Below are 24,181 nucleotides of genomic sequence, written 5' to 3'. Positions count from 1 at the left end.
ACCGGTTGTCGCGTGAACGTGGCGAAACGACGGGCCCCGCAGCGCCCGCGATAACCGGTCGGCCGGCTTCGCCGGCGGACCGGGGCTGGGTTTCAGGCCAGCAGGGCCACCACCGTTTTTTTGAGGGACGCGTTGGCTTGCCACTCGCGCAGGCGGGCTTGCACGGGGGCAGGCACGGGCTGGTGGGTGCGGCCCAGCAGGTCGGCGTAGGCGTCGAGCAGCTTGCGGGTGTTGCGCGGGGGCTCGGCGGGCAGCTCGGGCAGCAGGGCGGCCAGGGTTTGGGTAAGCACCTCGTCGGTGGTGGCGTCGATGGCGCGCAGGTCGGCCAGGCCATCGGCGAGGCGCTGCACGGGCACGAAGCCGGCGGCCAGCAGGCGGCCGAGCGCCGCGCCCAGGTCGGCGGGTACCAACCGGCGCTGCGCCACGGCGGCCAGCACCACTTCGCGGGCCAGCGCCCGGCAGGTGGGCGCGGCGTGCGTGAGGGCCACGGCCAGCAGCGCGGTGGTGCTGGCGGGGAAGCGCGGGCCGGCGGCGAGCAGTGTGGCCAGCACCTGCTCCAGGGTGTTGCGGGCCTCCGAGCCGGTACCGTCGGTGCGGCAGGCGGTGCGCAGCAGGTGCCAGTGCAGCGGGTCAGGGTTGTTGGGCAGTAGGGTGAGCAGCAGGGGCAGGCTTAGCCCCAGCGACCACAGGTAATACGGCTTGTCTTGCCGCAGGCGGGCGTGCAGCGAGTACAGGGCCAAGGGGGAAGGGGGCCGCTGGCCGGGGTGCTCGGTGGCCACGGTCAGCTCGGTCCAGGTGTTGGTGACTTCGGGCTGCTGCTTGTTCCAGGGGTACTTATAGGTGTGCGACTTCGCCTCGAAGTACCAGGCGGGCTGCCAGGGAGTAGCCAGGCCGGGGTAGTCGGCCAGCGGGCGCAGCTCGGGCAGGTTGGCGGCGGGGTAGCGGGTGCGGGCGGCCACGGCCCACAGCCAGGGTAGCGCCTCAGCCAGCGGCGCGGCTGGCGCGGGGCTGCCTTTGAAGGAAAGCAGCCGGCCCACCAGCCCGGCCAGCAGCTGGCCCGCCGGCTTGCCCGTGGCAATGGGCAGCGGCACGGCCGCCACCTCGGCGGTGGCGGGCGCCAAAAACCAGGTGAGCAGCGCCCGCAGCCCGGCGTGCGCCAGCTGGGGCAGTAGCTGCCGGGCGGCCGCGGCATCGGCGGTGGCGGCGAAGGCGGTGCGGGCCAGGGCCAGCACCAGGTCGGCCGGGTCGGGTACCTGGCCAGCAGCTTCATGGGCTAAAAGCTTAGCTACCAACACGGTAGGCGCCACCCAGTACGGGGCGTGGCTGGCCGTGCTCAGCAGCGGCAGGGGCTGGGTGGCGCCGGGGTGCAGGCGCGCCTCGGCGGTGGCCAGGCGCTGGCGCTCCAGGCTAAGCAGCGGGTCGGGGTGGTTGTGCGGGTGGTCGGTTAGCGACATTTTGGCGAGCCGGGGGTGCTCAAAATTAGCAAACCAGCTGGCTAGCAGCGCCTTGCTAAAATCGCGGTGGCTCACGTGGCTGCCGCCAAACGCGTAGTGGCGCAGGGTGAGGGCTTGCTGCGCCTCCGATTGGTCCTGCAACTCCCACGGGAAAGCCTGCTGCAGGTAGGGCCGCAGCTGCTGGGCGTAGCCGGCCGGAAACTGGCCCCGCAGGCGCAGCAACCCATCCAGCCAGCGCTCAAAGGCGGCCGGCTCGGTGCCCTGCACCACCGGCCCGGTGAGGAAGAGCAGCTCGTGCCAGTCGGCCACCGGCGCAAGGGCCGTGGCGGCCGAAATATCGGGCACAAAATCTGTTATTGGCTCATAAGTACTTGTATTAGTGTTGGTTGCACTGGTATCGGCCGGGTATAGCCACGGCGCCAGCACGGCGCGGGCGGCCGGGGCCAGCAGGTCGGCGTAGGTGGGGATGGTGGCAGCCACGCCGGCCGCTTCGGCGGGCGCGAGCAGGGGCTTTTTGGCGCTTAGCAGCTCGGCCAGGCCCTTGGCGGCGCGCTCCTGCACGGTGGCATCGGCCTGGGCCAGGGCGGCGGCGTAGAGCGGGGCCAGTGTGGGGGCCAGGCCGGGGCTCACTTTTAGCAGCTTGCCAAAGCCCGCCAGCAGCGTTTTGAGGCCCGTTTTGAGGTCTTGCCGCGCCAGCAGGCCATCGGCGTAGCGCAGCAGCAGGTCGGGCGCAAAGCCAGGGTCGGCCCACAGGTCCTTAAGCTGGTCGAGGGCGAAGTTGACGACCAGCGGCAGCGGGTGGGCCAGCAGCTCGGTCAGTTCACTCTGGCGGGCCAGGCGCTCGGCCGGGGTGGGGTCGAAGCTGCCAAACACGCTCTTAAACCAGGTGAGCAGCGGCCGCCGAAAGTCGCGGCGCAGCGCCAGCAGGCAGCGCGTGAGCAGGTCGGTCCGCTCCAGGTGGCCCGAGGCTACCAGCTGCGGCAGCAGCGTAAGCCAGGTGATGGATTCCCGCTTTTCACCCAGGTAGATAGAAGCGGAGTCGGCCGCCGTGTCGTAGTCGAACAGTAGGGGCAGGTCGCGGGTCAGCAGCGTGGCGTCGGTTTGCAGCTGGGTAAGCACGTAGGTAGCCAAGTGCTGGCCGCGCTCCTTTTCGGCGCGGTTGTAGCGGTTGAGGCGGTGGCTGAGCAGCTGGGTCGTTAGCCAGGGGTCGTAGCTGACCAAGCCCTCGGCTTCCAGCTCGCGTAATTGACTGTAGGCCAGGCCACCCCACGAATTGCTGCGCGTGAGGCGCACCAGCCAGTCGGTGAGCCAGGTGGGCCGGCTGTGGCGCACCACCGTCATAAAGTGGTCTTTATACCCCCGGTTGTCCTTGGCATTGTCCAGGTCGATGCCCCAGGGCAGGTCGAAGCTGCGCCCCATCGCTTCCTGCTTGGAGTAAGTAGCCAGCCCGGCCAGGAAGACCGCCGTGGTGCGGTTGCGCAGCTTTTTTGTTTCCGGGCTGTCGTTGCGCCAGTCGTTCATTTCCTTGTACAGCTCCTTGGTTCTGAGCCGCACCGCCCCCAGGTCTTTCTTGTCCAGGTGCAGCAAAAAGTCGATTAGCTCCGGCATGGGCCGGTGGCGCACGAGCTGGTCAAAGGTGTCAACAACGGCAGCAGGAGTCATGGCAGCGAAATTATAAAATATTGATTGTGAATAACTTATACTAAGCCGCGCAAAGGCTCAGCAGCGTCTTACTGGTTTTGCGCAGGCTGGCCGTAGCCTGCCACGCGCCAAGCTGGGCCTGCACAAGCGCGGGCACGGGCTGGCGGGTGCGGGCCAGCAAGTCGGCGTAGGCGTCGAGCAGGGGGCACAGGTTGCGGGGTGGGGTGGCGGGTAGCCCGGGCAGCAGCGCGTTGAGGGTTTGGCGCAGGGCGTCATCAGTCAGGGCATCTAGCCCCTTGATTGGCAAGAGATTACTAGCGAGGCGCGGGGCGGGTGCGTAGCCAATGGCTATTTGTTGGCCCAGCACCTCACCCAGCGCGGCGGGCCGCAGGCGGCCTTGGGCAATGGCTTGCAGCAGCACTTCCTGGGCCAGGCTGCGGCAGAGCGGCGTGTGGTGAATAAGGCCGCTGGCCAGCACGGCCGTGGCCGCGGCCTCCAGCGCCGGGCCGGGGCCCAGCAGCGTGCGCAGGGCCTGGGCCAGCACATCGCGCTCGGTGGTTTCGAGGTTGTCGGCCCAGGCGGCGCACCGCAGCACCTGGTCGTAGACGGGGGCGGCGTAGTGGGGTAACAGCGCGGTTAGAAACGTTAAATCGCTGGATAATAAGTTGTTTTCTTCCCACGACCCGTACTCGTTTTTGCCCACGGGCGGCGCGTAGGGCAGCAGCGGGGAGGGCGCGGCCGCCGGAGCCCCGCTGCTCCACGCCAGCTCGATGAAGCGGTAGGTACTCACCTGGCCGGGCTGGCTCGGGTCGGGGTACACGTTTTCGCGGGGCACCACCTCGCAGGTCGAGCGCAGCGGGTGCGTCAGGCCGGGGTGGTCGTAGCCCAGGCTGGCCGCTAGCGCGGCAAAGGTTTTGGTGGGGGCTTTGGTGCGGGCGGCCACGGCCCATAGCTCGGGCAGCGCGTCGGCTAGGGTAGAAGTGAGGGGAGCCGGCGGCCGGCCACCCGCGGGCACCAGCGCCGGCAGCGGCTGCTCGGGCGCACCCACAAACCACTCCAGCAGCTGCCGCAGCCCCGTTTCGGCCAGCTGGGGCAGCAGGTGGCGGGCGGTGGCGGCTTCGGCGGGGTGGGCGTGAGCGGTGCGGGTGAGGGCCAGCACAAGGTCGGCGATGCTAGGGGCTACGCCCGCCGCCTGGTAAGCCAACAGCTTGCTAACCAATGTGCTGGGTGCTACCCAGTGCGGCTGGTGGGTGGGCGTGCTCAGCATCGGTAGCGTGGGGCCCGTGCGCAGTGCGGCCTCCACTACCTGGTAGCGCTGCTGCTCCAGCGGCAGCAGGGGCGAGCGCGTGGCGTCGGGCCCCGCAATGGCTACGCTGCCCACCCGCGGGGTGGCCGCGCCGCCGGCCCAGCTCAGCAGCAGGGCTAGCGTCAGCCCCTCGTGCCCACCCAGCCGAATGGGCGCAGCCAGCAAGGCCGCTGCTTCGGCGGCGCTCGCTTTTCTGAGCTGCGGCAGCACCTGCACCAGGTAGGGTTGGAGTTGGGCCGCGTGGCCGGCCGGCAGCTGCCCGTGCAGGCGCAGCAGGCCGTCGAGCCAGCGTTCGGTAGCGGCCGGGTCGTCGTGGCGCAACACCTGGCCGGTGAGGAAGAGCAGCTCGTGCCAGTCGGCCACCGGCGCAATGGCCATGGCGTGCGAGAGGTCGGGCACGAACTGCGTGAGTTCCTGGTAACTAACAGTATAATTGGTAGTTAACTCAACGGTTGCCGTGAGCCACGGCCCCAGCAACGTGCGGGCGGCCGCGCCCAGCAGGTCGGCTTGCTGGCCGATGGTGGTGGTGAGGGCGGCAATTTCAGCGGCCGCAAGCAGGGGCTTTTTGGCGCTCAGCAGCTCGACCAGGCCCTTGGCGGCGCGCTCCTGCACAGCGGCGTCGGGGTGGGCGAGGGCGGTGGCCAGCAGGCGCGCCACGGTCGGGGCGTTGGCGGGGTTTTGCTGGGGCAGCTTCGTCAGGCTGGCCAGCAGGGCGCGCAGGCCGGTTTTGAGGTCGGACCTAACCAGCAGGCTATCAGCTGAAAGCAGCAAGGGAGCCAGGGTAAAGCCTGGCTCCGGCAGGAGGTCCTTGAGTTGGTCGAGGGCGAAGTTGACGACCAGCGGTAGGGATTGTAGTAGTAGCTCAGCAAGAAGGTCTTGTAAGGCTAAGCGCTCAGTCAATGTTGGTTCAAGGGCCTGATAGAGCGCAATGTACCACGTAAGAGAAGGTCGCCGAAAATCGCGCCGCAGTGCCAGTAGGCAGCGCGTGAGGAGGTCGAGCCGGTTTAGGTGGCCGGCCGCTATCAAGTCAACGAGAATGCGGAGCCAGGTGAATTTTTCGTAGTTGGCCGCTGACATGCCATCAAGCCGAGCTATTGAGAGTTCAAAATCAAACTGACTGGGTATATCGCGCGTTAGCGCCAGCTTATCTTTCGCTAGTTTTTCCCGCAATTGAGATAAGTCCCGCTCGAAAGCCAGCCAGGCCAGCCGAAAAGCAAAATCCTGCGGGCGATACTCAATAAACCCCTCGTCTTCCAGCTCCCGCAATACCCAATAATCAGCAAGCGAATTACCGTTGCTTATTACCCAATCGCCAAGCCAGGCAGGCTTGGCGTGTGCCAGCACGGCCCGCACCTCCTCGCGGCGCGAACTAAAAAAGTCGTGCGCCAGGCTGCCACACCAATTAAACCCATTGCCAAAGGCCTCCTTGCGCGTGTAAGTGGCAAGGGCTGTCAGAAAGAATAGGGCGCTTTCCTCCTGCACAGGGTCCAGGTAAAAAGTAGCCCCTGGGGCAGCCGGCTGCATAGCTGCCTCCATCATCGCGGGCACTGCGGCTAGAGGCGGATATATCGTCCAGCCGCGTGCCGCCCGCGGCCGGGGATTAGGAATGCCGTGCTTGAGAAAATCGAGCGCCTTTAGCCGCACCAACTGTGCATCTCGTTTCGATAGCGCCAGCAGAAAAGGCACTAGCTCTTTAGTGGTTTGCCGGCTGATAATATACTCAAAAGTTTCGACGGCAGTAGGCATATTAAAAGCTCAAGTACTTGTTCAGCAATGATTTATGAGTAATAGCCTGCACCCTACCCAAACCGCAGCTGCGCGGCCAGAATGTGCTTGCACGGCCCGCGCTGGCCCTGGTGGCTCGTAAACCACTGGCAGGTGCAGCGCGCGGGCTCGGCGCCGCCCACCAGCACGGTGTGCCACACGTCGGTGCCGCGCACGCGGGCCTCGGTGCGCCCGCCGGCCCCCACGCCCACCAGCTGCACATCGTCGGCCGAGTCAAGCAGGGCGCGGGCATTTTTGAGGCGCGGGTTGAGCTTGAGAATGCGGTCGGTTTTGAAGGGCAGGCGGCGGTAGAAGTAGTGGTTTTCAGCCAGGTCGAAGCCCAGCAGCCCCATGGCCGAGAGGCTGGCGCACAGCCGGTCCACGGTGCCGGGGGCCAGGTCGTGCTCCATCGCGAACAGGGTAGGGTTGAAGGTTTCGTTGCCCCGAAATAGGTTGTTGGCCCCCGCCAGCCAGTCGGCGGGCAAGTCCTCCAGCAACGTATCGAGCTGGTTGCCCTCGCCCGAAAAGCCCCGGTTCACGGCCGCCGACAGGGCCAGCACGAACTCCTGGCCGCCGCCCAGCGCCAGCACAAAGGCGCTGGCCTGCCCGTCGGGCGTGGCAAACACCCGCAGGCTTTCGCAGAGGGGCAGCAGGCCGTCGAGCAGCCGCAGCCGGTGCACGCCGCCCACCCGCACCGCGCCCGCGCTGGCCACCGGCGCAAAACTGGGCCGCGGCCCGCGCAGCACCAGAAAAAAGTCGCCCTTGGCCGTGCCCGCCGGAATGCTTTGCACCAGCTGCGTGGCCTGCACGCGGGTGAGGGTCATTTTTTCCTCCATCAAGGCCAGGTAGCCCTGCACGGCGGTGAGGCCCTTTATCCAACGCTCGGGCAGCGTCACTTTGCGCTCGGTCACCTTGCCGGCGGCGCGCTCCAGGGTCACTTCCAGCTGGCCCACGGTGAGGCGCACGGGCTCGGCGCGGGCCACCCGGCTGAGGGCGTTCACCATGGGCTCGTTGAAATCGACGTTGGTAGTGCCGCTGCTCAAAAACTCGCCCTCCAGTGCGTCGGGCCCCAGGTCGAGGCGGGCGTACACGCCGTTGCACGACGAAAACGCCTCGAAGCGCAGCAGCCCCGCGCCGGCCGTCACAATGGGGTCGCGCAGGGCGGCGCTCTGCGGCACGAAGCGCGAGGCCACTACTTTGGCTAACGTGGTTAGCCCGCGGGCCGCCAGCCACGAGTCGCGCAGCCGGCCCTGAAAAAAACAGGCGGCCCCGTTGGCGGGCGCATTCTCGGCGTAGGCGGCAAGTTGCAGCGCAGCGCCCTCTGGGGCGTGGGTTAGGGCCGAAGGCTGGGCGTAGGCGTAGGTGAGGTCGGACATGGGAAAAGGGTGTTTTTGTTTAGCAAAGGTGTGCTAAATTTTTTATAGTTACTAATAAATTTGGCAAAAATTAGCAAAAAGAATCTGACTGCTAAATCATCGACAAGCTGCGCCCGGCGCGCGCGTTCGCTGCCTATTGCTGGCCGCTGGCCAACTAGTATTATGCCGTTAGCCAGCTCACAAATGAAGTTCACAAAGCCGTACGCGGCCAGTTATTCGCCGCGCCCGTTAAACGCAGGCGTTCCGGGCAATATATCGCACGCCGCTAGTACCTTGCGCGCGCCTGCACCTGCTTTCCTCATGCACCCTTCGGCCACCCTTTCCGAGCGCCACACCTGGGTTCGCGACACCACGTTTCGCCTCAAGGTGCTGCTGCTCACCGGCTGGCGGCAGCTCCAGAACCTGCGGCAGCCGCTGCCGCGCTTTCAGGCCCGCGCCGGCCAACCCACCGAAACCGCCCCGGTGCTGGCTACCTCTACCAGCGACCTGTGGAACCCCGACGACACCGCCGCCAACTGGCTGCTCACGGCCGGCAAGGTCGAAAACCTGCGCCGCGCCGCCCGCCGCCTGCACGGCCTGGCGGTGCCGGCCGGGGCCACGTTCAGCTTCTGGCGGCAGGTGGGCAATCCCAATTTTGGCCGCGGCTACGTGCTGGGGCGCGAAATCCGGGAGGGTTGCGTGGTGCCCACTGTGGCCGGCGGCCTGTGTCAACTATCTAATGCCCTGTATGATGCGACTCTGCGAGCTGGCTTTACCATTGTAGAGCGGCACCGGCATACGCAGGTTATCAAGGGCTCGCTGGCCGAGCAAGACCGAGACGCCACCGTGAAGTGGAACTACCTCGACCTGCGCTTTCGGGCCCCCGTCGCCTTTCGCCTCGAAGTGGAGCTCACGGCCGACCAACTCGTGGTGTGCTTTCGAGGCGAAACCCCAGCTCTTGCCAGCCCACCGCGCCCAACTGAAACCCCGCGCCCAGCCTCGGCGCTGCACGACTGCTACGCCTGCGGCAACCTGGGCTGCTTCAAGCACCCCGGCCAAGTGCCGGCGCGGCCCGCCGCCACGCGCACCACCTTCGTGCTCGACGAAAGCTGGCCTGAGTTTGCGCAGTATGTGCAAGCCACCGCTGGCCCGGCCGATGTAGTAGTGGTGCCGCAGCCCCTGGGCCGCCCGCGGCGGGCCAGCGGGCTGGCCGCCCTGCCGCAGGTGGTGGCCCTGCGCGGCGCGGCCTGGCGGCGCCAGCTGGGGTTGCGGCTGGCTAATAGGCTGGGCCGCAACCTATTCGCCCAATCCTTGCGCGGTGATGCGCGGGTGGCGGCTGCCGCCGCTCGCCACCTGCGGCCCGATAGCACCCACCTGGTGGTGGCGCAGTCGCTGCTGCCGTTTTTATGGCAGGCCGGGGTGCTGGGCGGCCGCACCTTCGACGTGCTGCTGACCCGCTTGCCCGCCACGCTGCTGCACGCCCGCCTCGACGCGGCCCACGCGCGCCACCCCACCAGCCCCACGCTGCGCGACTTCCGCGCCCCCGCATCGTTTGTGGCGGCCGAAAGCCGCGCCCTCACCCAGGCGCGCCGCCTGCTCACGCCCCACGTTGAGCTAGCTAACTTGTTTAACAACAAAGTGATACTGTTGGAATGGGTGCGGCCGAAAAGCGTACCTGGTGCTGTGTTAGGTACGCGCATCCTATTTCCGGCTTCGGCGGTGGCCCGCAAGGGGGCCTACGAAATGCGCCGGCTGGCCCAGGAACTGCGCCTGCCGCTGGTGGTGGCCGGCCGCGCCACCGAGGGCGCGGGCTTTTGGCAGGACGTGGCTACCACGCCCGCCTGCCCCGACGCGCTGGCCGGCGTAGGGCTGGTGGTGTACCCGGCCTACGTGGAGCACCAGCCCCGGCTGCTGCTGCGGGCGCTGGCGGCGGGCATTCCGGTGGTGGCTACGCCGGCCTGCGGCCTCGGGCCCCAGCCGGGCCTCACGCTGGTGCCCGCGGGCGACTACGCCGCGCTGCGCCGGGCGGTGCAGCAGGCGCTCGCGGGGCGTGAGGCAGCTGAAGTAAGCGGTGCGATAACCGGTTGATTACGGGCTACGTACCTTTTATGGGCGTGTTATAGTTGGATGTTAAGCCCCTTAGATTCGTATCCAAGGCCGGCCGCTACGCAACGCGCCCTTGGATACTATGGCAACTACTCCTTCTGACCCGGCTGGCTTTACTGGCTTTGTGCGCGTGCGCGGCGCCCGCGAGCACAACCTGCAAAACGTGGACGTGGATATTCCGCGCGATGCCCTGGTGGTGTTTACGGGCGTGTCGGGCTCGGGCAAATCGAGCCTGGCTTTTGGCACGCTCTACGCCGAGGCCCAGCGCCGCTACCTCGAATCGGTGTCGCCCTACGCCCGGCGGTTGTTTCACCAACTATCAGTGCCCGAGGTAGATAGCATTGAGGGCCTGCCGCCGGCCGTAGCTTTGCAGCAGCAGCGCGGCGCGCCCACCACGCGCTCGTCGGTGGGCTCGGTCACCACACTGTCCAACTTGCTGCGCATGCTGTATTCGCGGGCCGGCGACTACCCAGCGGGCCAGGGCATTATCTACGCCGAAGCCTTTTCGTCCAACACGCCCGAAGGCGCTTGCCCGCGCTGCCACGGCCTGGGCCGGGTGTACGAGGTGACCGAAGACTCGATGGTGCCCGACCCCTCGCTCACCATCCGCGAGCGGGCCATTGCGGCCTGGCCCCAGGCCTGGGGCGGCCAAAACCAGCGCGATATCCTCGTCACGCTGGGCTACGACGTGGACCGCCCCTGGCGCGACTTGCCCCAAAAGGACCGCGACTGGATTTTGTTTACGGATGAGCAGCCCGTGGTGCCGGTGTACCCCGGCTACTCGCCCGCCGAAACGCAGCGCGCCCTAAAGCGCAAGGAATCACCTAATTACATGGGTACGTTTTCGAGCGCCCGGCGGCACGTGCTCTATACATTTGGCAACACCCAGAGCGCGCTTATGAAAAAGCGCGTGTTGCAGTACATGCTCAGCCAGGCGTGCCCGCTGTGCCACGGCAAGCGCCTGCGGACCGAGTCGTTGAGCGTAACTTTTGCCGGCCTCGACATTGCCGACATGGCGCGGCTGCCCTTGCAGCAGGTAGCCGCCCGCCTGCGGCCCTACGCCGACGGCACGGCCGGCGCCCAAAGCCACGACGCGGCCCACCCCGAGCAGGCCGAAGTCACGCGCCGCATCACCGCCGACTTGGTGGCCCGCCTAGCCGTGCTCCTCGACCTGGGCCTCGGCTACCTGGCCCTGGAGCGCAGCACGCCCACGCTCTCGCCCGGCGAGTTGCAGCGCCTGCGGCTAGCTACCCAGCTGTATTCCAACCTGTTCGGCGTAGTGTATGTGCTCGATGAGCCCTCAGCCGGCCTGCACCCCTCCGATACCCAGGCGCTGCTGGCGGCCCTCGCCAGCCTCAAAAAAGCCGGTAACTCACTCTTCGTAGTAGAGCACAATCTCGACGTGGTGCGCCAGGCCGACTGGCTCGTGGACGTGGGTCCCGCCGCCGGCGAGCAGGGTGGCCATATCCTTTACAGCGGCCCGCCCGCCGGCCTGGCCGAAGTCGAAAATTCGCAGACGCGTAAGTATCTGCTTGATAATAAAGTATTTGAGAAACGTACTTTGCGCGAGCCTGTGGGCTGTCTGAAGCTCACCGACGCTACCCGCCACAACTTGCGCGGGCTCGATGTAGCCTTTCCGCTGGGCGTGTTTACAACTGTTACGGGCGTATCGGGCTCCGGCAAGTCGACACTGGTCAGCCAGGTGCTGGTCGAGCTGGTGAGCGAAGCGCTGGGCCTGAAAACCACCGAGGCCGAAGCCAGCATCGGCGAGGCCGCCGAGGAAATCCTGGAATTGGCCGACCAGGATTTGGCCATCCAAGGCAAAATAACGGCTGGGCTCGACTTGGTAAAACGCCTCGTGCGCGTGGACCAGCAGCCCATTGGCCGCACGCCGCGCTCCAACATGGCCACCTACACCGGCCTGTTTGACCACGTGCGCAAGCTGTTTGCGGCCACGCCGGAGGCCCGCAAGCGCCGCTACGACGCCGGCCGTTTCTCCTTCAACGTGGCCAAGGGCCGCTGCGAAACCTGCCAGGGCGAGGGCTTCGTGATGGTCGAGCTGCTGTTTTTGCCCAGCGTGTATTCGCCGTGCCCCACCTGCCACGGCGCGCGTTACAACGCTAAAACGCTAGAAATCAACTACCAAGGTAAAAACGTGGCCGACGTGCTGCGCCTCACCGTGGACGAGGCCTGGGCCTTTTTCGCCGACGAGCCCAGCGTGCGCCGCGCCCTCACCGTGCTGCGCGAAGTGGGCCTGGGCTACCTGCGCCTCGGCCAGTCGGCCACCGAGCTGAGCGGCGGCGAGGCCCAGCGCATCAAGCTCGCCACCGAGCTGCAGCGCCAGGCCCGCGCCCACACCCTCTACGTGCTCGACGAGCCCACCACCGGCCTGCACCCCGCCGACGTCGAAAAGCTGCTCACTCAGCTCAACGGCCTGGTCGAGGCCGGCCACTCGGTGCTGGTGGTGGAGCACGATATGCGCGTGGTAGCGGGCTCCGACTGGGTGCTCGACATCGGCCCCGGGGCCGGCGACGAGGGTGGCCAGGTAGTGGCCCAGGGCTCGCCCGCCGCGGTGGCCGCGTCGGCGGCCAGCCGCACCGCGCCCTACCTGGCGCGCTTCCTAGCCGAGGGCTAAGAGTCTTGTTGTAGTGGATTGACCATCAATTTACTATGTACCTAAAGCTGTGGACCACCAGTAGGACGAACCAGATAAGGTGTCGGCTGCCGGTCCGACGCCGGAGGCGTCCGACCGGTTGTCGTCTGCTGACGACCGCGCCGCTAGCTCACGCGACAGCAGCAAGCTTCAACGACAACCGGTCGGACGCCTCCGGCGTCGGACCGGCAGCCGACACCTTATCTGGTTCGTCCTTCTAAGCCGGCGTAGGTTTCGGGCAGCTTGCGGGCAGGGCCAGCCGCAACGCGCTGAACAGCTACGACCAGCCAGCCACTGAGGTATTTAGCTGGCCCAGAATGGCTTGCAGCTCGCCGCGGTCGAGGGGCTTGTGAATCAGGGATTCTACCAGGCGGTAGCGGCGGGATTTTTCCAGGTCGGCCAGGGCCAGCGAGGAAGTCAGGATGTAGATGCGGCAGCGGCCGAGCAGGTCGGCTTCGTAGGGAGCCAGCGCATCCAGAAACTGCCAGCCGTTCATCACGGGCATGTTCAAATCCAGAAAAATCACCTGCGGCAACTCTTCTTGTGGCAGGGTGGCCAGGCTGGCCAGGGCCTCCTCGGCCGCCGTGAAGGAATGGATGACTTCGGCAAAGCCTTCGGTCTGAATAAGATACCGGGCCAGAAAAAGGGCCAGCTCATCGTCATCAATCAAGTAGGTTTTCATCGCTGCTAGGCTTAAAAGCAAGGGTAAACTGCGTGCCGACCCCCACCTCACTTTGTGCACTGATTTGCCCTTGCATGGCTTCTACGTGCGCTTTTACCAGAAAAAGACCGATGCCGCGGCCGGCCGGCACGGTGTGAAAGCGCCGGTAGAGCTGAAACAGCTCGCTGCCTACCCGCTGCTGGTCGAAGCCCAGACCGTTGTCGCGCACCGTAATAATGGTGTCGCCGTGCGGCTCGACGTGGCCCGCTACCTCAATCTGCAGCGGCCGGGCATCCGAGCGGTACTTGATGGCGTTGGAAATCAGGTTGTGAAAAATGCTGTGAAAATACGCCCGGCTGCCCAGCAGGCGCAGGTCGCCGGGCAGGGTGCTCACCAGCTGGCCGCCGCAGGCGCGCAGCGGCTCCTGCAGGCCGAGCAGGGCCTGGTGGCAGGTGTCGGCCACGGCCACCAGCTCGGGGCGCTGGCCATCCTGCGCATCGCGCAGCGACAGAATGCCGTTGACGTCGGTGACCACCGCATCGAGCTGCCGCAGGCTGGTGTGCAGGCGTTGCAGGGCCTCCGCAAACACGGGCGCGTGCTTATCGAGGCGCGGCAGCAGGTCGGCGTAGCCCAGGGCATTGGCCAGGAGCGAGCGCAGGTCGTGCGAGACGATGTAGGTAAACTGCTGTAAATCAGCATTTTGTTGGCTCAGCCGCTGCGTAAGCAAGTGCTGCCGGGCGGCCGCCTGCTGCCGCTCCGTAATATCCTGCATGGCCCCCAGCACCCGCACGCCCTGGCCCTGGGCATCGCGCAGCAGGTAGCCCCGGTCGAGCACCGTGGCCCACGAGCCGTCGGCCCGGCGAAAGCGGTATTCTTCCTGCCAAAAGGTGGTGCTGGGCTGGGCCACGGCCTGCTGCCGGCCCAGCACCACGCGCTGCGCATCGGCCGGGTGCACGGCCCGGGCCCACTGGCCGAGCGCGGCGGGCTGCGGGGCGAGCGGGTAGCCAAACAAGTCGGCCCAGCCCTCGCCCCAGTACACGGTATCGTCGGCCACGCTCCAGTCATAAATGGCGTCGCTGGTGGCCTTCAGGGCGTAGCGAAAGCGCTCGTTGCTGCGGCGCAGGTCTTCGGCAATCTGCTTTTCCTGGGTGAGGTCGTGCACCACGCCCACGAGCTGGTAGCAGCGGCCGCTGTGGTCGCACACGGGGGTCACGCTCACCTCGCCCGTTACCCGGCCGGTAGGGTAATCGGACGTTTCCTGCCATACCACGCGCGCGCGGCTGGCCACGGCCCGGCGGTAGTGGCCCCGCACCAGGGTTAGCGAAGGCTCGGGAATCACCTCCTCTACGTAGCGCCCCACTACCTGGCTCAGGCTCAGGCCGGTAGTGCGCTCAAAAGAGTCGTTGGCGAAAAGAAACCGGTAGCGCTCGTCCGGCTCCACGCGCAGCACAAACGTGACATCGGCCAGGCTGTTGAAAATGATGCTCAGCTGGCGCTCGCGCTCCAGCAGCGTGGTGCTCGGGTGCTGGCGCTCGGCCACGGGCTGCGCCAGGCCGTGCAGCGCCCCGCCCGCCCCCGGCAAGGAAGGCAGCAGCTGAAACTCGGCCTCCACGGGCTTGGCTTGGTGGGGCACCGTGGCCTGGTAGCGCACCACCTCCCCGGCTACCGCCCGGCCCAGGTGGTGCTGGTGCTGCGCCGCTTCGTGCGGGGCCAGGCTGCTGGCAAAGTGCCGGCCCAGCAGCTGCGCGGCCGGCCGGCCCAGCAACCGGGCGTATCCGCTGGTAACCTGCTGATAAACACCCGACTGACTCAGGACAAAAGCCGCCTCCGTGCTTTGCTCAAACAGGGCCTCGGCCGCCGGCTGGTCTGGGGTGGGCATAGCCAATAAAACTGGGTGCGAAGGGGGAGGTATGGTGTCGGCAAAAGCTGGTTTCTGCCGGAGCCGCTAAGCTAGCTGTGCCGCGCGTAATTACCCGCAACGATACGCAAGCGCCGTTGCCCGGGGGCCGGCCGGCCCCGCGGGAGCGGGCCCGGTGGGTACCGGCGGTAGTTTCACCGGCCGCTAGTACTTGGGTTGCCGGCCGCCGCTGCGCAGGCGGGTTAGGCGGGCGTGGGCCCAGGCCGCCCAGCTTCCAGGGCCAGCACCAGGGCGGCCCCCAGCGTGTAGGCCAGCATGTCGGCCCACGCGAAGGAGGTGCCCAGCACGATGCGCGCCACGCGCACATGCCCCAGCCCCAGGCGCGCCACCAGGTGGCAATACTGGCCAAGCTCAATCAGGTAGGAAAGTAACAGCACGCCCCCCAGCGCGCGCCCCACCGGCTGCCGCCACAAGCCCCTCCCCACGCAATACAAAAGTATAGTCACCAGAAAGTCGCCCACGTAGGGCCGCACAAACTGGTCATGCACAAATGTGCCAATGAAAACCTCCAGCGCCAGTAAGAATGCTGCCCAGCCCAGGTAACCTTTGTGCAAACGCAGCATACAGTTGTTATTTATATTTGTTAAATAGCTGTTTAATAAGCTAATGCGCTGCTGAATAACAAGCATAGCTTACGCTGGCTGGTAGGCCTTGGGTGCTTCATCCAGCGCTTTTATGCGGGCGGCGTACTCGGTGGGGAGCATCGTATTTTTCAACCATTGGCTGGCGGCCAGTTGCTTGGTGTGGCGGTAAAAAACCAGGGCCAGGTGTAGCCACGCGCCGCTGCCCAGCGCCAAATGTGCGGCTACCGGGGGCGGCACTACCAGGCCCTGCACGCCGCGCAGCAGCGCGTAGCGCACGCCGCCCAGGTGCTTGCGATATTGTAAATAGAGGTCGGCCGTGAAGCGGCTCGGGGCCAGATTGGCGGCCAGGTGCCGGGCGCGGTCGGCGAGCCAGGCAGCGTAGGAAGTGGGCAAATCGGGCACGCCCATGCGCCGCCCGAGGCGGCAAAAAACGTCCGTTATCTCCTCGCACTCGGCCGGCGTGAGGGGCCGCTCCAGCACCTCAAACGCCCGAATGGAGTAGGCGATGAGCAGGTACAGCACGTCGCGATACGCCCAGGCCGGAATGGCCCGCCCCCGGCTGGCCTCCACCGCGCCGTGAATGGCGGCGATGCTGTCGATGGCCTTTTCGGCCCCCGCCCGGTCGGCAAACACAATGCGGCGGGCGTAATCGACGGTCGAAAACAGCCGGCCCAGCGGGTCGGCCGGCAGCCGCCCGGTGAAGTAGAGCCAGTCCACGGCCTTGTTGAGGGCAAATTCGGCGGCCGCCCCGGCAAAGATGAACAGCACCGTATCGGAAGTGCCCCAGATGCGGCGCACAATGGAAGTGGGGGCAACGAAGTAGTCCATAAGCAGGGCCAAACAAGCGGCGGCAACCAGAGGTGCCGTGTGCTTTGCTTTGTGTTCAATTTTACTTTGAAATTCAAAGTTAATACCTGACTAGTTAATTTACCTTCTTCCACAAAGGCAATAATTTTAAGGTGAGCCTTGAGCAGCATGCTTCCCTGCCGCAGCCTGGGGGCGATAGGGTGCTCCATTGTCCTGCTGACGAAGGAAGCATCCTACCGCATTAGCACAAGTCATTGTGTCGCAATAAGATGCTTCCTTCGTCAGCAGGACAGATGCAAGGGAGTAGCGCCTGCCTTCTAGTATGATAGCTGCCACCCTGCTCAAGTTTCCACCACCGCATCATCGCCCCCGGCTATGTCGTTTCCATACGATAGCTGCCACCCTGCCCAATACGACGCGCCGGCGCTCAGCCCTCCAGCCAGCGGCGGAAGGCGGCGGTGAGGGCGGTGCTGCTGGTGAGGGTCGCGCCGTGCTTTAAGCTGACCAGCAAGCGATTATTGAAATAGGGCTCGGCCTTGACGATGGCGCTGAGCTGCACCAGCTCGCTGCGGTTGAGGCGGAAAAAACGGGCGGGGTCGAGCTGCTGCTCCCACTCGGTGAGGGTGCCGGTGAGCGGGTGGCGCCCCCCGCGCTGGTCGATGGCGAACACCACGCCCTCATCGGCCTGCAAAAAGGCCACCTCGTCGGCGGGCAGCAGGTAAAAGCTGTTGTTGGGCTGGCGCACGGTGAAGCGCTGCCGGTAGCTGGCGGCCGGTGGGCGCAGGGCAGCGCGCAACTGCTCAACCACGGCGGCCGACAAGCCCGGCGCGGGCAGAATCGCCGCGGCGGCTGGCGCGGGCGTGAAGCTGGCGCGCAGGCCGTCGTACTTGGCCAGGGCGGCGGCAAATTGCTCGTAATCAAAGGGTTTTAAGAGGTAGCCAATGCCAGTGGCTTGAAAGGCGGGCAGCAAAAACTGGTCGTAGGCGGTGATAAAAATAATGGGGCACGTAACGGCCACCTGCGCGTAGAGGCTGAACACGTTGCCATCGAGCAGCTCAATGTCGGAGAAAATGAGCGCTGGCATCTCGTGCTCAGCAAACCAGGCAAGGCCTTTTTTAATGCTGCGCACCTCGTGCACGTCAGTGGCCGGTAGGCCGTAGCGGGCCGCGAAGCGGCGGATTTGGGCGGCCGTGGGGGCCTCGTCTTCGATGATGAGCAGGCGCAAATGAGCGGGGATTTAACGGGTGTAGCTTGCGAGCGAGCGCAGCGAGCAGCTGGCGTTAGGGGCATTGGGTGCCCCCGGTCCCGCCCGCTCGCTGCGCCCGCTCGCAAGCTAAAGCTTACGCTACAGGCACTTGGCGCAGCAGCGGCACCGTGACGGTAAAGTGCTCAGCATCAGCTACTATCTGCACGGGCTGGCCGGCCAGCAGGCGGTAGCGCTCCTGCAAGTTGCGCAGGCCGGTGCCGCCGGGCTCAGGGCGGGTGTGCTTGGGGCGGCGGGGGTTGCGCACGCGCAGGCTGGTGGAACTCACTTCCAGCGAGATACGCAGCGGGTCGTCGTCGTCGCCGCTGTTGTGCTTGAGGGCATTTTCGACCAGAATCTGGAGCGTGCCGGGCACGGTGTGCAGCCGGGCGGGGTCGAGGGCGGGGGCCAGGGTGGTTTCAAACGCGTAGGCCGCCCCGAAGCGGTGGCGCAGCAGGTACACGTAGTCGTCGAGAAAGCGCAGCTCGTCGGCCAGGGTTACAAAATCGGCATCGCGGTGCCGGATGAGGTAGCGGTAGAGGCCCGCGAAGCAGCCCAGGTAGTGGCTCGCCACCTCGGCGTCTTGCCCAATAAGCATGTGCAAGACATTCAGGTTGTTAAACAAAAAATGCGGGTCAATCTGAGCCTTGAGGGCGCGCAGTTCGCTTTCGGCCTGGGCTTTTTGTAAGTGTAGCACGTGGCGCTGGGCCTCGAAGTAGCGCTTGCCAGTGAGCAGCACCGCTAGCAGGCCGTAGCTTTTGGCGTGCTGCACGGCCCCCAGCACCACGCGGCCCAGCGACCACGCCGCCGGGTGCCCGAATAGAACGCTGTATAGGCGCTCGTAGGCCCCGCCGCTCAGCAGCAAAAACCCGGGCAGCAGCGCCAGCCCCAGCCAGCGCCGCCGGCTCAGAAACAACGGCAGCAGCCCGCCTACCAACAGGGCCACGGTGGCCGTGTCGAAGAGCACCGTGGCGGCTACAATAGGCAGCACCCGGCTGGCCGCGGCCCCGGCATCGGCCTGGTACTGAAGCAGTAGCACGGGGGCCACCACCAGCCAGTAGGCGGCCACCAGGCCGAGGTCGGAGCGCGAGGGGCGCTGGGTGGTAAAGGATGAATCCAACTCCATGGGGCAAAGAAGGGGCAAGATGCCGCGCCGGCCGCCTCCCGGCTCAAACGGGGCAATGGGTAGGCGAGGCGGCGAGAGGGCGGCGCGCACTAGCGGCCGGCTACCCCGCCCGCCACCGGCAGCGGCTGCACGGGCCCCGAGTCGCGCACCAGCAGCAGGTACTGCACGTAGGCCGTGGCGGGCAGGGCGGGGTCAAACTGCATTTGCTGATTGGCGGGCAGGCCGGAGGCGTAGCTGAGCTGCACGGGCAGGCGGTGGGCGGCCGTGCCGGGGGCGTCGAGCCGCACGAGCGTGGTGCTGCCGGGCTGGGTGCACGCTTTGAGCGCCGCTAGGCCTTGCAGGCGCACCAGCGGCCCGTCGTGGTTGAACTTGTCGACCACTGAAAACAGCTGGTCCGGCGTGCGCCAGGGCGCGGGCAGGCTGGCCGAGGCCATCAGCATCTGGCAGCCCGAATACGTGCTGAGGATGGACACGATTTTGTCGTGGCCCGGCAGGTCGCTGCGCAGGATATAGGCGGCCAGGCTAGTGAAATTCAGCCCCTTTTGCTGTGGCACGTGGCCCAGGCCCCAGAGGCCATAGAGCTTTTCGTGCGTGAGGTGCCAGAGCGGCAAAGCGGCCTGGTAGTTGGCAAAGAGCTGCTGCTCGCGGCTGGGCAGGGTGCGGGCGTAGCCCACGTTGGTGAGCGCGTGCTGCACCTCGGCGTAGGCGTCGGTGCCGAGGGCACGGCGGGCGGCGGGGGCGGCCTGGCGCAGGGCGTGCTGGGCGCGCAGGGCCAGGTCGGCGGCCTGGGCTGGCTGGGAGCGCAGGGCAGCTTGCACCGAGTCGAGGCTGGTAGCCAGGGCCGGGGGCAGGGGCCAGCCGGCGGCGCGCAAGTCGCGCAGGTAGTCGGCCAGCAGGGCGAAATCCTGCACCCCGTCAATGCCCACAAACTGGATGCGGCGGCCGGCGGGCAGCGTCTGGTTCAGGCCCCGGATGCGCACGATTTTGGCCCGGAAGTCGGCGTTGCCCCACTGCGCCTGCTCGCGCACCCAGCTGGCAAACACGCGGTCGAGGGTGGCCGCGTCGCCGGTGCGCAGGTACTCGTTGAGGTAATAGGCTTTGGCACAGTCCACTTCGGCCAGGTAGCGGCGCACGCCGGCGCGCTGGTTGAGGTGGCGCAGCAGGGCAAAGTCCACGTCCTGCACCCGCTGCACGCCGTGCGACTCGCCCAGCAAAAACACCTTGTTCTGGTAAAAAGCCCGGTCAAAAAGCCGGAACTGGGGCGAGCCGGCCAGGTCCAGAGTTTCGCGGGGCGCGTCGGTAAAAATGGATTCGGGCTGCTGGGCGCGGGCGGCGAGCCCGGCCAGCAGCAGGGCAGCCACCAGCCGGGCCGGGCGAAGGAGAGGGCGAAGGTTCATGCTCAGAAAGGCTAGGGTGAAACGTGGCCCAAACCACGCCGCTAGCCCGACCTTTCCCCAGCGCCCGCCCCCGAACCCAGGGAAAAAGCTGCCGAAGCCGCTGAAAAAGCTGGCGAGTCAGTGCCCCGGGTGCCAGCCTGCGCGGGCCCGCGCCCCAGGCGGCCGGGCTACTTGCCGCCCACCAGTTCGGGCACGGCCCCGGTCTTCTTCCGCTTGCGCCCATAAATGCCCAGTATCAGCAGCGGCAGCAGCGTCAGCTCGGCCACCACCCCAAACAGCAGCGTGAGGCCAATGAGCAGGCCCACGTAAAACGTGCCGTCAAACGACGAAAACAGCAACGTGCCGAAGCCGCCCACCAGAATGAGCGACGTCACGATAACCGCCTGCCCCGCCAAGATATAGGTGCGCCGCACGGCCTTAAACAAGTTGGGCTCGTGGCCCATGGTCAGGCGCAACTTGCTGATAAAGTGAATGGTATCATCGACCGCAATGCCGAAGGCGATGGTGAAGATGATGCTCGTGCTCACCTTCATGCTGACCCCGGCCAGCCCCATCACGCCCGCCACTACCAAGATGGGCAGCAGGTTGGGAATGAGCACCACCACCGTCATGCGTACCGACCGGAACAGCACCAGCACAATAAGCGTAACCATGGCCACGTCAATCGCCATGCCCTGTATCATATTGAGGGTCAGGTTCTCATTGTTTTTATCGATGAGGTTGGACGAACCCGTGAGGCGCGTGCGCAAAATGGTGGTATCGATGCCCGTGCGCAGGAAGTGCCGCAGCGCGCCGTTGAGCGCATCGGCGCGCATACTGCCCACGTCCACCATGCGGCCGGTGAGGCGGCCGGCGCTGCCGTCGGGCAGGGCCAGCGCCCGAAACTCGGGCCGCTTACGAAACTGCCGCAGCGGCCCCCGCAGCCGCGCCAGGCCCGCCGAATCGGGGGGCAGGCGGTATTCGGCCAGCCCGCCGCCGTGCAGGGCCTGGTGCACCGTGCGCACCAGCGTGGCCGGCGAGGCCGAAAACTTGAGGCCGTAGGTGGTAGTCAGGTAGCGCTCCACTTTCTCGGTTTGGATGAGCACGGCGGGGTCGTACACGTCGCGCCCGCCGGCGGGCTTCAGCTCCAGCTCGAAGGGCCGCACCCCGGCAAAGCGGTCGTTGAAAAACGCAAAATCCTGCCGCACCGGGTCGCTCTTCGATAGGTCGTCGAGCATGGCCGAGTTGATGCGCACCCGCGTGGCCAGCCCGATGCTGGCCACCAAAACGAGCCCGCTGAGCATAAACACCAGCCGCCGCCGCCGCAGCACGCTCATAAAGAGGCGGCCCAGCACGCCGTCCCAGTCGTGGCCGTGCTTGCGCGGCTCGCGCAGCGCCGGCTTATTGAGCAGCACCAGCATGGCCGGCAACAGCGTGAAGCTCAGGAAGAACGCTAGAATAACGGCGATGCCCGTAAACAGCCCGAAGTTGTGAATGGGCCGGATGGTGCTCGTCATCAGCGTAAAAAAGCCGATGCTAGTGGTGAGCGCCGACAGCCCCGAGCCGAAGCCCGACTCCTTCATGGTGGTACGCAGGGCGTGCCGCTTGCCCGCGCCGTAGCCCAGCTCGCTCACGTAGCGGCTGATAATGTGGATGGTATCCGACATGCCCACCACGAAGAGCATGAGCGGCAGCAGGGCCGTCATCAAATCAATGCTGATGCCGCAGGCGCCCATCACGCCCAGCCCCCAGATGATGGCGCCCACCACCACCACCAGCGGCAGCACCACGCCCCACCAGGTGCGAAACGTGAGCCACAACAGCCCCATTACCAGCAGGAAAGACAGCGACATGAAAATAATCATCTCCCGCTGTAGGCGGTCCACAAACACGGACTGCGCCACCGCCTTGCCCGCAAAGTGGACCCGCGCCGCCGGCAGCCCGGCCCGTGCCAAGCCGGCGCGCAGCTGCGTCAGTAGCGAGTCGCCGGGCGGCTTCTTGAGGTCGGGCGTGGTTTGGATGACCAGGGCCACGGCCCGCGCATCGGGGCTGAAGACGTTGCCCACCAGGCCGGGCGTTTGGTAAATCAAGGTCGAGTCGGCGGCGCGGCGGCTGGGGTCGGCGCGGTACTCGGCCGGGTGCAGGTAGGGCAGGGTGTAGGCCCCGAGGCCCTCCACCACGGTTTGGCTGAGCGTGGTGGGGGAGATGACGTGCAGCACGTTGCGCTGCCGCCGCGCCACGCGCGTGAGGCTGTCCACCTGCGTCAGGAAGGCCGGCGAAAAGGCCGTTTGCCCCGGCCCGGCCTCCACGGCCAGCAGCAGGTAGTCGTTGTCGTTGCCAAAGCGCTGGGTGTAGCCCTGGTAGTAGTCCAGGTCGGGGTCGCCGGCGGGGTAAAAGTCGTTGAAATTGTAGTTGAAGCGCAGCTGGGCAGCAAAGTAGCCGGCCAGCCCCGTGAGCAGGGCCAGCACGAGCAGCGTGAGGTAGGCAGTTCGGCGAAGGGGCATAAGCAGGAGCGCGAATTTTATAATCCGCGTAATCGTTAGCAACCAGCAAGTATCCGCTTCGGCATTTCCGAAACGCTTTGTACTTTAGAAGCCGCAACTACCAGCAACCCCCCGTTTTCCCCAATTGTTTCTCCCTGCGCCCATGAAAAAGTCCCTGCTCGCCTTTGCCCTGCTGGCTTCGGCCGCCACTGCCTTCGCTCACGACGGCGACAAGCCCGCCAAAGGCAAAAAAGCCGATAACTGCACCGGCGTAGCCGCCGCCAAATGCGAGAAAGGTATGGCCGGCACCAGCATGGCCGGCATGCCCGCCTGCTGCCGCGCCAAAATGGCCGCCGCCAAGGCTGCTACTCCGGCCACAGCCAATGCAAAAGTGCCGGTAGTGAAGTCGATGTAAGGTCTGGATTCAGTATCAGGTAAAACAGAAAAAGCCACCTTACTAGGTGGCTTTTTCTGTTTTACTACGCTATTGTTTTTGCAGCGGTGAAGTATTTAATTAAAAGTAAATCACAAAGCAGTACATTTCAATGTCTTTTCACTCACTCAATCCTAGCCTATGGAGCTTATTGACCAACTTGCCAACTTAGCCTCACGGGCGCAAAAGCAGATTTAGCATATTCAGACGGAGGAAGCTACGAAAACGGCCTTAATCATGCCGTTCATTAATGCGCTGGGCTATAACGTTTTCGACCCTACGGAAGTCGTGCCTGAGTTCATCTGTGATATAGGCACCAAAAAAGGGGAGAAGATAGACTACGCCATCATGCGCGATGGCAAGCCCATTATCCTGTTTGAGTGTAAGCACGTTGGCGGTGATTTGAATATCAACCACGCCAGCCAGCTATTCCGATACTTTCACGTAACGGAGGCCCGGATTGCTATTCTGACTAATGGCATTCACTACAAGCTGTTTACCGATTTGGAGCAGGCCAATAAAATGGACGAGCGGCCATTCATGGAGTTTGACTTGTTCAATTTTCAGGAGAACGACGTCTCTGAAATAAAAAAGCTTAGCAAGGCCGATTTCAGCATCGACGACATGCTGTTTGCGGCTTACAACCTGAAGTACATGCGGGCCTTTAAAAAGTACTTCGAGGAACAGTTCAATCAGCCGTCGGCTGAGTTTATTCACTTCGTTTCCAAGCAGATTTATGATGGCACGCTCACACCGAAGCTGAAAGAACAATTCAGCGTGTTGGTGCACCGCTCGTTTCATCAGTTTCTAAATGATAAGATAACCATGCGCCTGCGCTCGGCCATGCTGGATACTACGAGCAGCGCCTTGGTTGTGGCGGTGCCAACCATTACCGTGGCGGAACTGGCGCTGCCACTGACAGCAGCCGAATCGGTTGACAAGGAGATTGAAACAACAGTGGAAGAAACGGAAGGCTTTATGATTGTGCGCGCTATCCTGCGCAAAACCGTGGCTGTGAGCCGGGTAATAATGCGCGATGTGCAATCGTACTGCGGAATATTGCTGGATGATAACAACCGCAAGCCAATTTGCCGGTTGCACTTCAACAGCAGCAAAAAATACGTGACGGTATTTGACGTGGAAGGCGGTGAACGCGTGGATATTACCTCACTGGATAACCTGTATGAGCTGGCATCGCGCATTCGGGCGGCGGTGCAGCGCCACGAGGCCAAAGGCCAGGAAATGCAGCCTGCCTGACACTAAAAATGCTT

General features: G+C 65.2%; 15 protein-coding genes. 4 read left to right on the top strand and 11 right to left on the bottom strand.

Annotated elements, in window-relative coordinates; all coding sequences use genetic code 11:
- Nucleotides 1-92: 92 nt before the first annotated feature.
- Genes ACYVGC_RS08430 through ACYVGC_RS08420 form a run of 3 tightly spaced genes read right to left on the bottom strand, consistent with a single transcriptional unit; the run spans nucleotide 93 to nucleotide 7,541 of the window.
- Nucleotides 93-3,116: a DUF6493 family protein gene (locus ACYVGC_RS08430; RefSeq protein WP_460583368.1), complete on the bottom strand. Its 3,024-nt coding sequence runs from the start codon at nucleotides 3,114-3,116 to the stop codon at nucleotides 93-95.
- 40 nt (nucleotides 3,117-3,156) lie between these two features.
- The gene (locus ACYVGC_RS08425; RefSeq protein ID WP_460583367.1) at nucleotides 3,157-6,147 is read right to left on the bottom strand and encodes a DUF6493 family protein; all 2,991 of its coding nucleotides are present in this window, start codon (nucleotides 6,145-6,147) and stop codon (nucleotides 3,157-3,159) included.
- A 53-nt stretch (nucleotides 6,148-6,200) separates the two neighbouring features.
- Nucleotides 6,201-7,541: an SWIM zinc finger family protein gene (locus ACYVGC_RS08420; protein WP_460583366.1), complete on the bottom strand. Its 1,341-nt coding sequence runs from the start codon at nucleotides 7,539-7,541 to the stop codon at nucleotides 6,201-6,203.
- A gap of 300 nt (nucleotides 7,542-7,841) precedes the next feature.
- Here ACYVGC_RS08420 and ACYVGC_RS08415 point away from each other — a divergent pair, with 300 nt between their 5' ends.
- Nucleotides 7,842-9,608 carry a VanW family protein gene (locus ACYVGC_RS08415; protein ID WP_460583365.1) on the top strand — a complete coding sequence of 589 codons (1,767 nt, stop codon included), beginning with the start codon at nucleotides 7,842-7,844 and terminating at the stop codon, nucleotides 9,606-9,608.
- Nucleotides 9,609-9,708: 100 nt separating this feature from the next.
- On the top strand, nucleotides 9,709-12,261 hold the full coding sequence (locus ACYVGC_RS08410; RefSeq protein WP_460583364.1) for an excinuclease ABC subunit UvrA: 2,553 nt from the start codon (nucleotides 9,709-9,711) through the stop codon (nucleotides 12,259-12,261).
- Between the two features lie 295 nt (nucleotides 12,262-12,556).
- Here the strand turns inward: ACYVGC_RS08410 and ACYVGC_RS08405 are convergent, their stop codons facing one another.
- The 8 genes from ACYVGC_RS08405 to ACYVGC_RS08370 form a co-directional block, all read right to left on the bottom strand.
- A complete protein-coding gene (locus tag ACYVGC_RS08405; protein ID WP_460583363.1) occupies nucleotides 12,557-12,961 on the bottom strand; it encodes a response regulator in 405 nt (134 codons plus the stop codon).
- On the bottom strand, nucleotides 12,942-14,819 hold the full coding sequence (locus tag ACYVGC_RS08400) for a PAS domain-containing sensor histidine kinase (RefSeq protein ID WP_460583362.1): 1,878 nt from the start codon (nucleotides 14,817-14,819) through the stop codon (nucleotides 12,942-12,944). Before ACYVGC_RS08400 ends, ACYVGC_RS08405 begins: the two co-directional genes overlap by 20 nt.
- A 221-nt stretch (nucleotides 14,820-15,040) precedes the next feature.
- Complete coding sequence (locus ACYVGC_RS08395; protein WP_460583361.1) at nucleotides 15,041-15,421, bottom strand: ribosomal maturation YjgA family protein; 381 nt, start codon at nucleotides 15,419-15,421, stop codon at nucleotides 15,041-15,043.
- 69 nt (nucleotides 15,422-15,490) lie between these two features.
- Nucleotides 15,491-16,270, bottom strand: a complete 780-nt coding sequence (locus ACYVGC_RS08390; RefSeq protein WP_460583360.1) for an oxygenase MpaB family protein — start codon at nucleotides 16,268-16,270, stop codon at nucleotides 15,491-15,493.
- Nucleotides 16,271-16,676: 406 nt separating this feature from the next.
- Nucleotides 16,677-17,474 carry a LytR/AlgR family response regulator transcription factor gene (locus ACYVGC_RS08385; protein ID WP_460583359.1) on the bottom strand — a complete coding sequence of 266 codons (798 nt, stop codon included), beginning with the start codon at nucleotides 17,472-17,474 and terminating at the stop codon, nucleotides 16,677-16,679.
- 115 nt (nucleotides 17,475-17,589) lie between these two features.
- The gene (locus ACYVGC_RS08380) at nucleotides 17,590-18,618 is read right to left on the bottom strand and encodes a sensor histidine kinase (RefSeq protein ID WP_460583358.1); all 1,029 of its coding nucleotides are present in this window, start codon (nucleotides 18,616-18,618) and stop codon (nucleotides 17,590-17,592) included.
- A gap of 89 nt (nucleotides 18,619-18,707) precedes the next feature.
- Nucleotides 18,708-20,015 (bottom strand): TraB/GumN family protein, encoded by a 1,308-nt coding sequence (locus ACYVGC_RS08375; RefSeq protein WP_460583357.1) that lies wholly within the window; start codon nucleotides 20,013-20,015, stop codon nucleotides 18,708-18,710.
- 167 nt (nucleotides 20,016-20,182) lie between these two features.
- On the bottom strand, nucleotides 20,183-22,498 hold the full coding sequence (locus ACYVGC_RS08370) for an efflux RND transporter permease subunit (RefSeq protein WP_460583356.1): 2,316 nt from the start codon (nucleotides 22,496-22,498) through the stop codon (nucleotides 20,183-20,185).
- A gap of 142 nt (nucleotides 22,499-22,640) precedes the next feature.
- On the opposite strand from ACYVGC_RS08370, the gene ACYVGC_RS08365 reads away from it, so the two are divergent.
- On the top strand, nucleotides 22,641-22,892 hold the full coding sequence (locus ACYVGC_RS08365; protein ID WP_460583355.1) for a hypothetical protein: 252 nt from the start codon (nucleotides 22,641-22,643) through the stop codon (nucleotides 22,890-22,892).
- A 219-nt stretch (nucleotides 22,893-23,111) separates the two neighbouring features.
- Complete coding sequence (locus ACYVGC_RS08360) at nucleotides 23,112-24,167, top strand: type I restriction endonuclease (RefSeq protein WP_460583416.1); 1,056 nt, start codon at nucleotides 23,112-23,114, stop codon at nucleotides 24,165-24,167.
- Nucleotides 24,168-24,181: the final 14 nt, after the last annotated feature.

The organism is Hymenobacter arcticus (genome assembly GCF_054779975.1).
Note: the sequence above shows the minus strand (reverse complement) of the source record. Positions and strands in the feature narration are given on the sequence as shown.

Bases quoted from the DNA above. Each gene is read 5' to 3' on its own strand.
- ACYVGC_RS08370 (WP_460583356.1), bottom strand. From the start codon at position 22,498: ATGCCCCTTCGCCGAACTGCCTACCTCACGCTGCTCGTGCTGGCCCTG.
- ACYVGC_RS08375 (WP_460583357.1), bottom strand. From the start codon at position 20,015: ATGAACCTTCGCCCTCTCCTTCGCCCGGCCCGGCTGGTGGCTGCCCTG.
- ACYVGC_RS08410 (WP_460583364.1), top strand. From the start codon at position 9,709: ATGGCAACTACTCCTTCTGACCCGGCTGGCTTTACTGGCTTTGTGCGC.
- ACYVGC_RS08430 (WP_460583368.1), bottom strand. From the start codon at position 3,116: ATGACTCCTGCTGCCGTTGTTGACACCTTTGACCAGCTCGTGCGCCAC.
- ACYVGC_RS08365 (WP_460583355.1), top strand. From the start codon at position 22,641: ATGAAAAAGTCCCTGCTCGCCTTTGCCCTGCTGGCTTCGGCCGCCACT.
- ACYVGC_RS08395 (WP_460583361.1), bottom strand. From the start codon at position 15,421: ATGCTGCGTTTGCACAAAGGTTACCTGGGCTGGGCAGCATTCTTACTG.
- ACYVGC_RS08420 (WP_460583366.1), bottom strand. From the start codon at position 7,541: ATGTCCGACCTCACCTACGCCTACGCCCAGCCTTCGGCCCTAACCCAC.
- ACYVGC_RS08400 (WP_460583362.1), bottom strand. From the start codon at position 14,819: ATGCCCACCCCAGACCAGCCGGCGGCCGAGGCCCTGTTTGAGCAAAGC.
- ACYVGC_RS08405 (WP_460583363.1), bottom strand. From the start codon at position 12,961: ATGAAAACCTACTTGATTGATGACGATGAGCTGGCCCTTTTTCTGGCC.
- ACYVGC_RS08390 (WP_460583360.1), bottom strand. From the start codon at position 16,270: ATGGACTACTTCGTTGCCCCCACTTCCATTGTGCGCCGCATCTGGGGC.
- ACYVGC_RS08380 (WP_460583358.1), bottom strand. From the start codon at position 18,618: ATGGAGTTGGATTCATCCTTTACCACCCAGCGCCCCTCGCGCTCCGAC.
- ACYVGC_RS08425 (WP_460583367.1), bottom strand. From the start codon at position 6,147: ATGCCTACTGCCGTCGAAACTTTTGAGTATATTATCAGCCGGCAAACC.
- ACYVGC_RS08415 (WP_460583365.1), top strand. From the start codon at position 7,842: ATGCACCCTTCGGCCACCCTTTCCGAGCGCCACACCTGGGTTCGCGAC.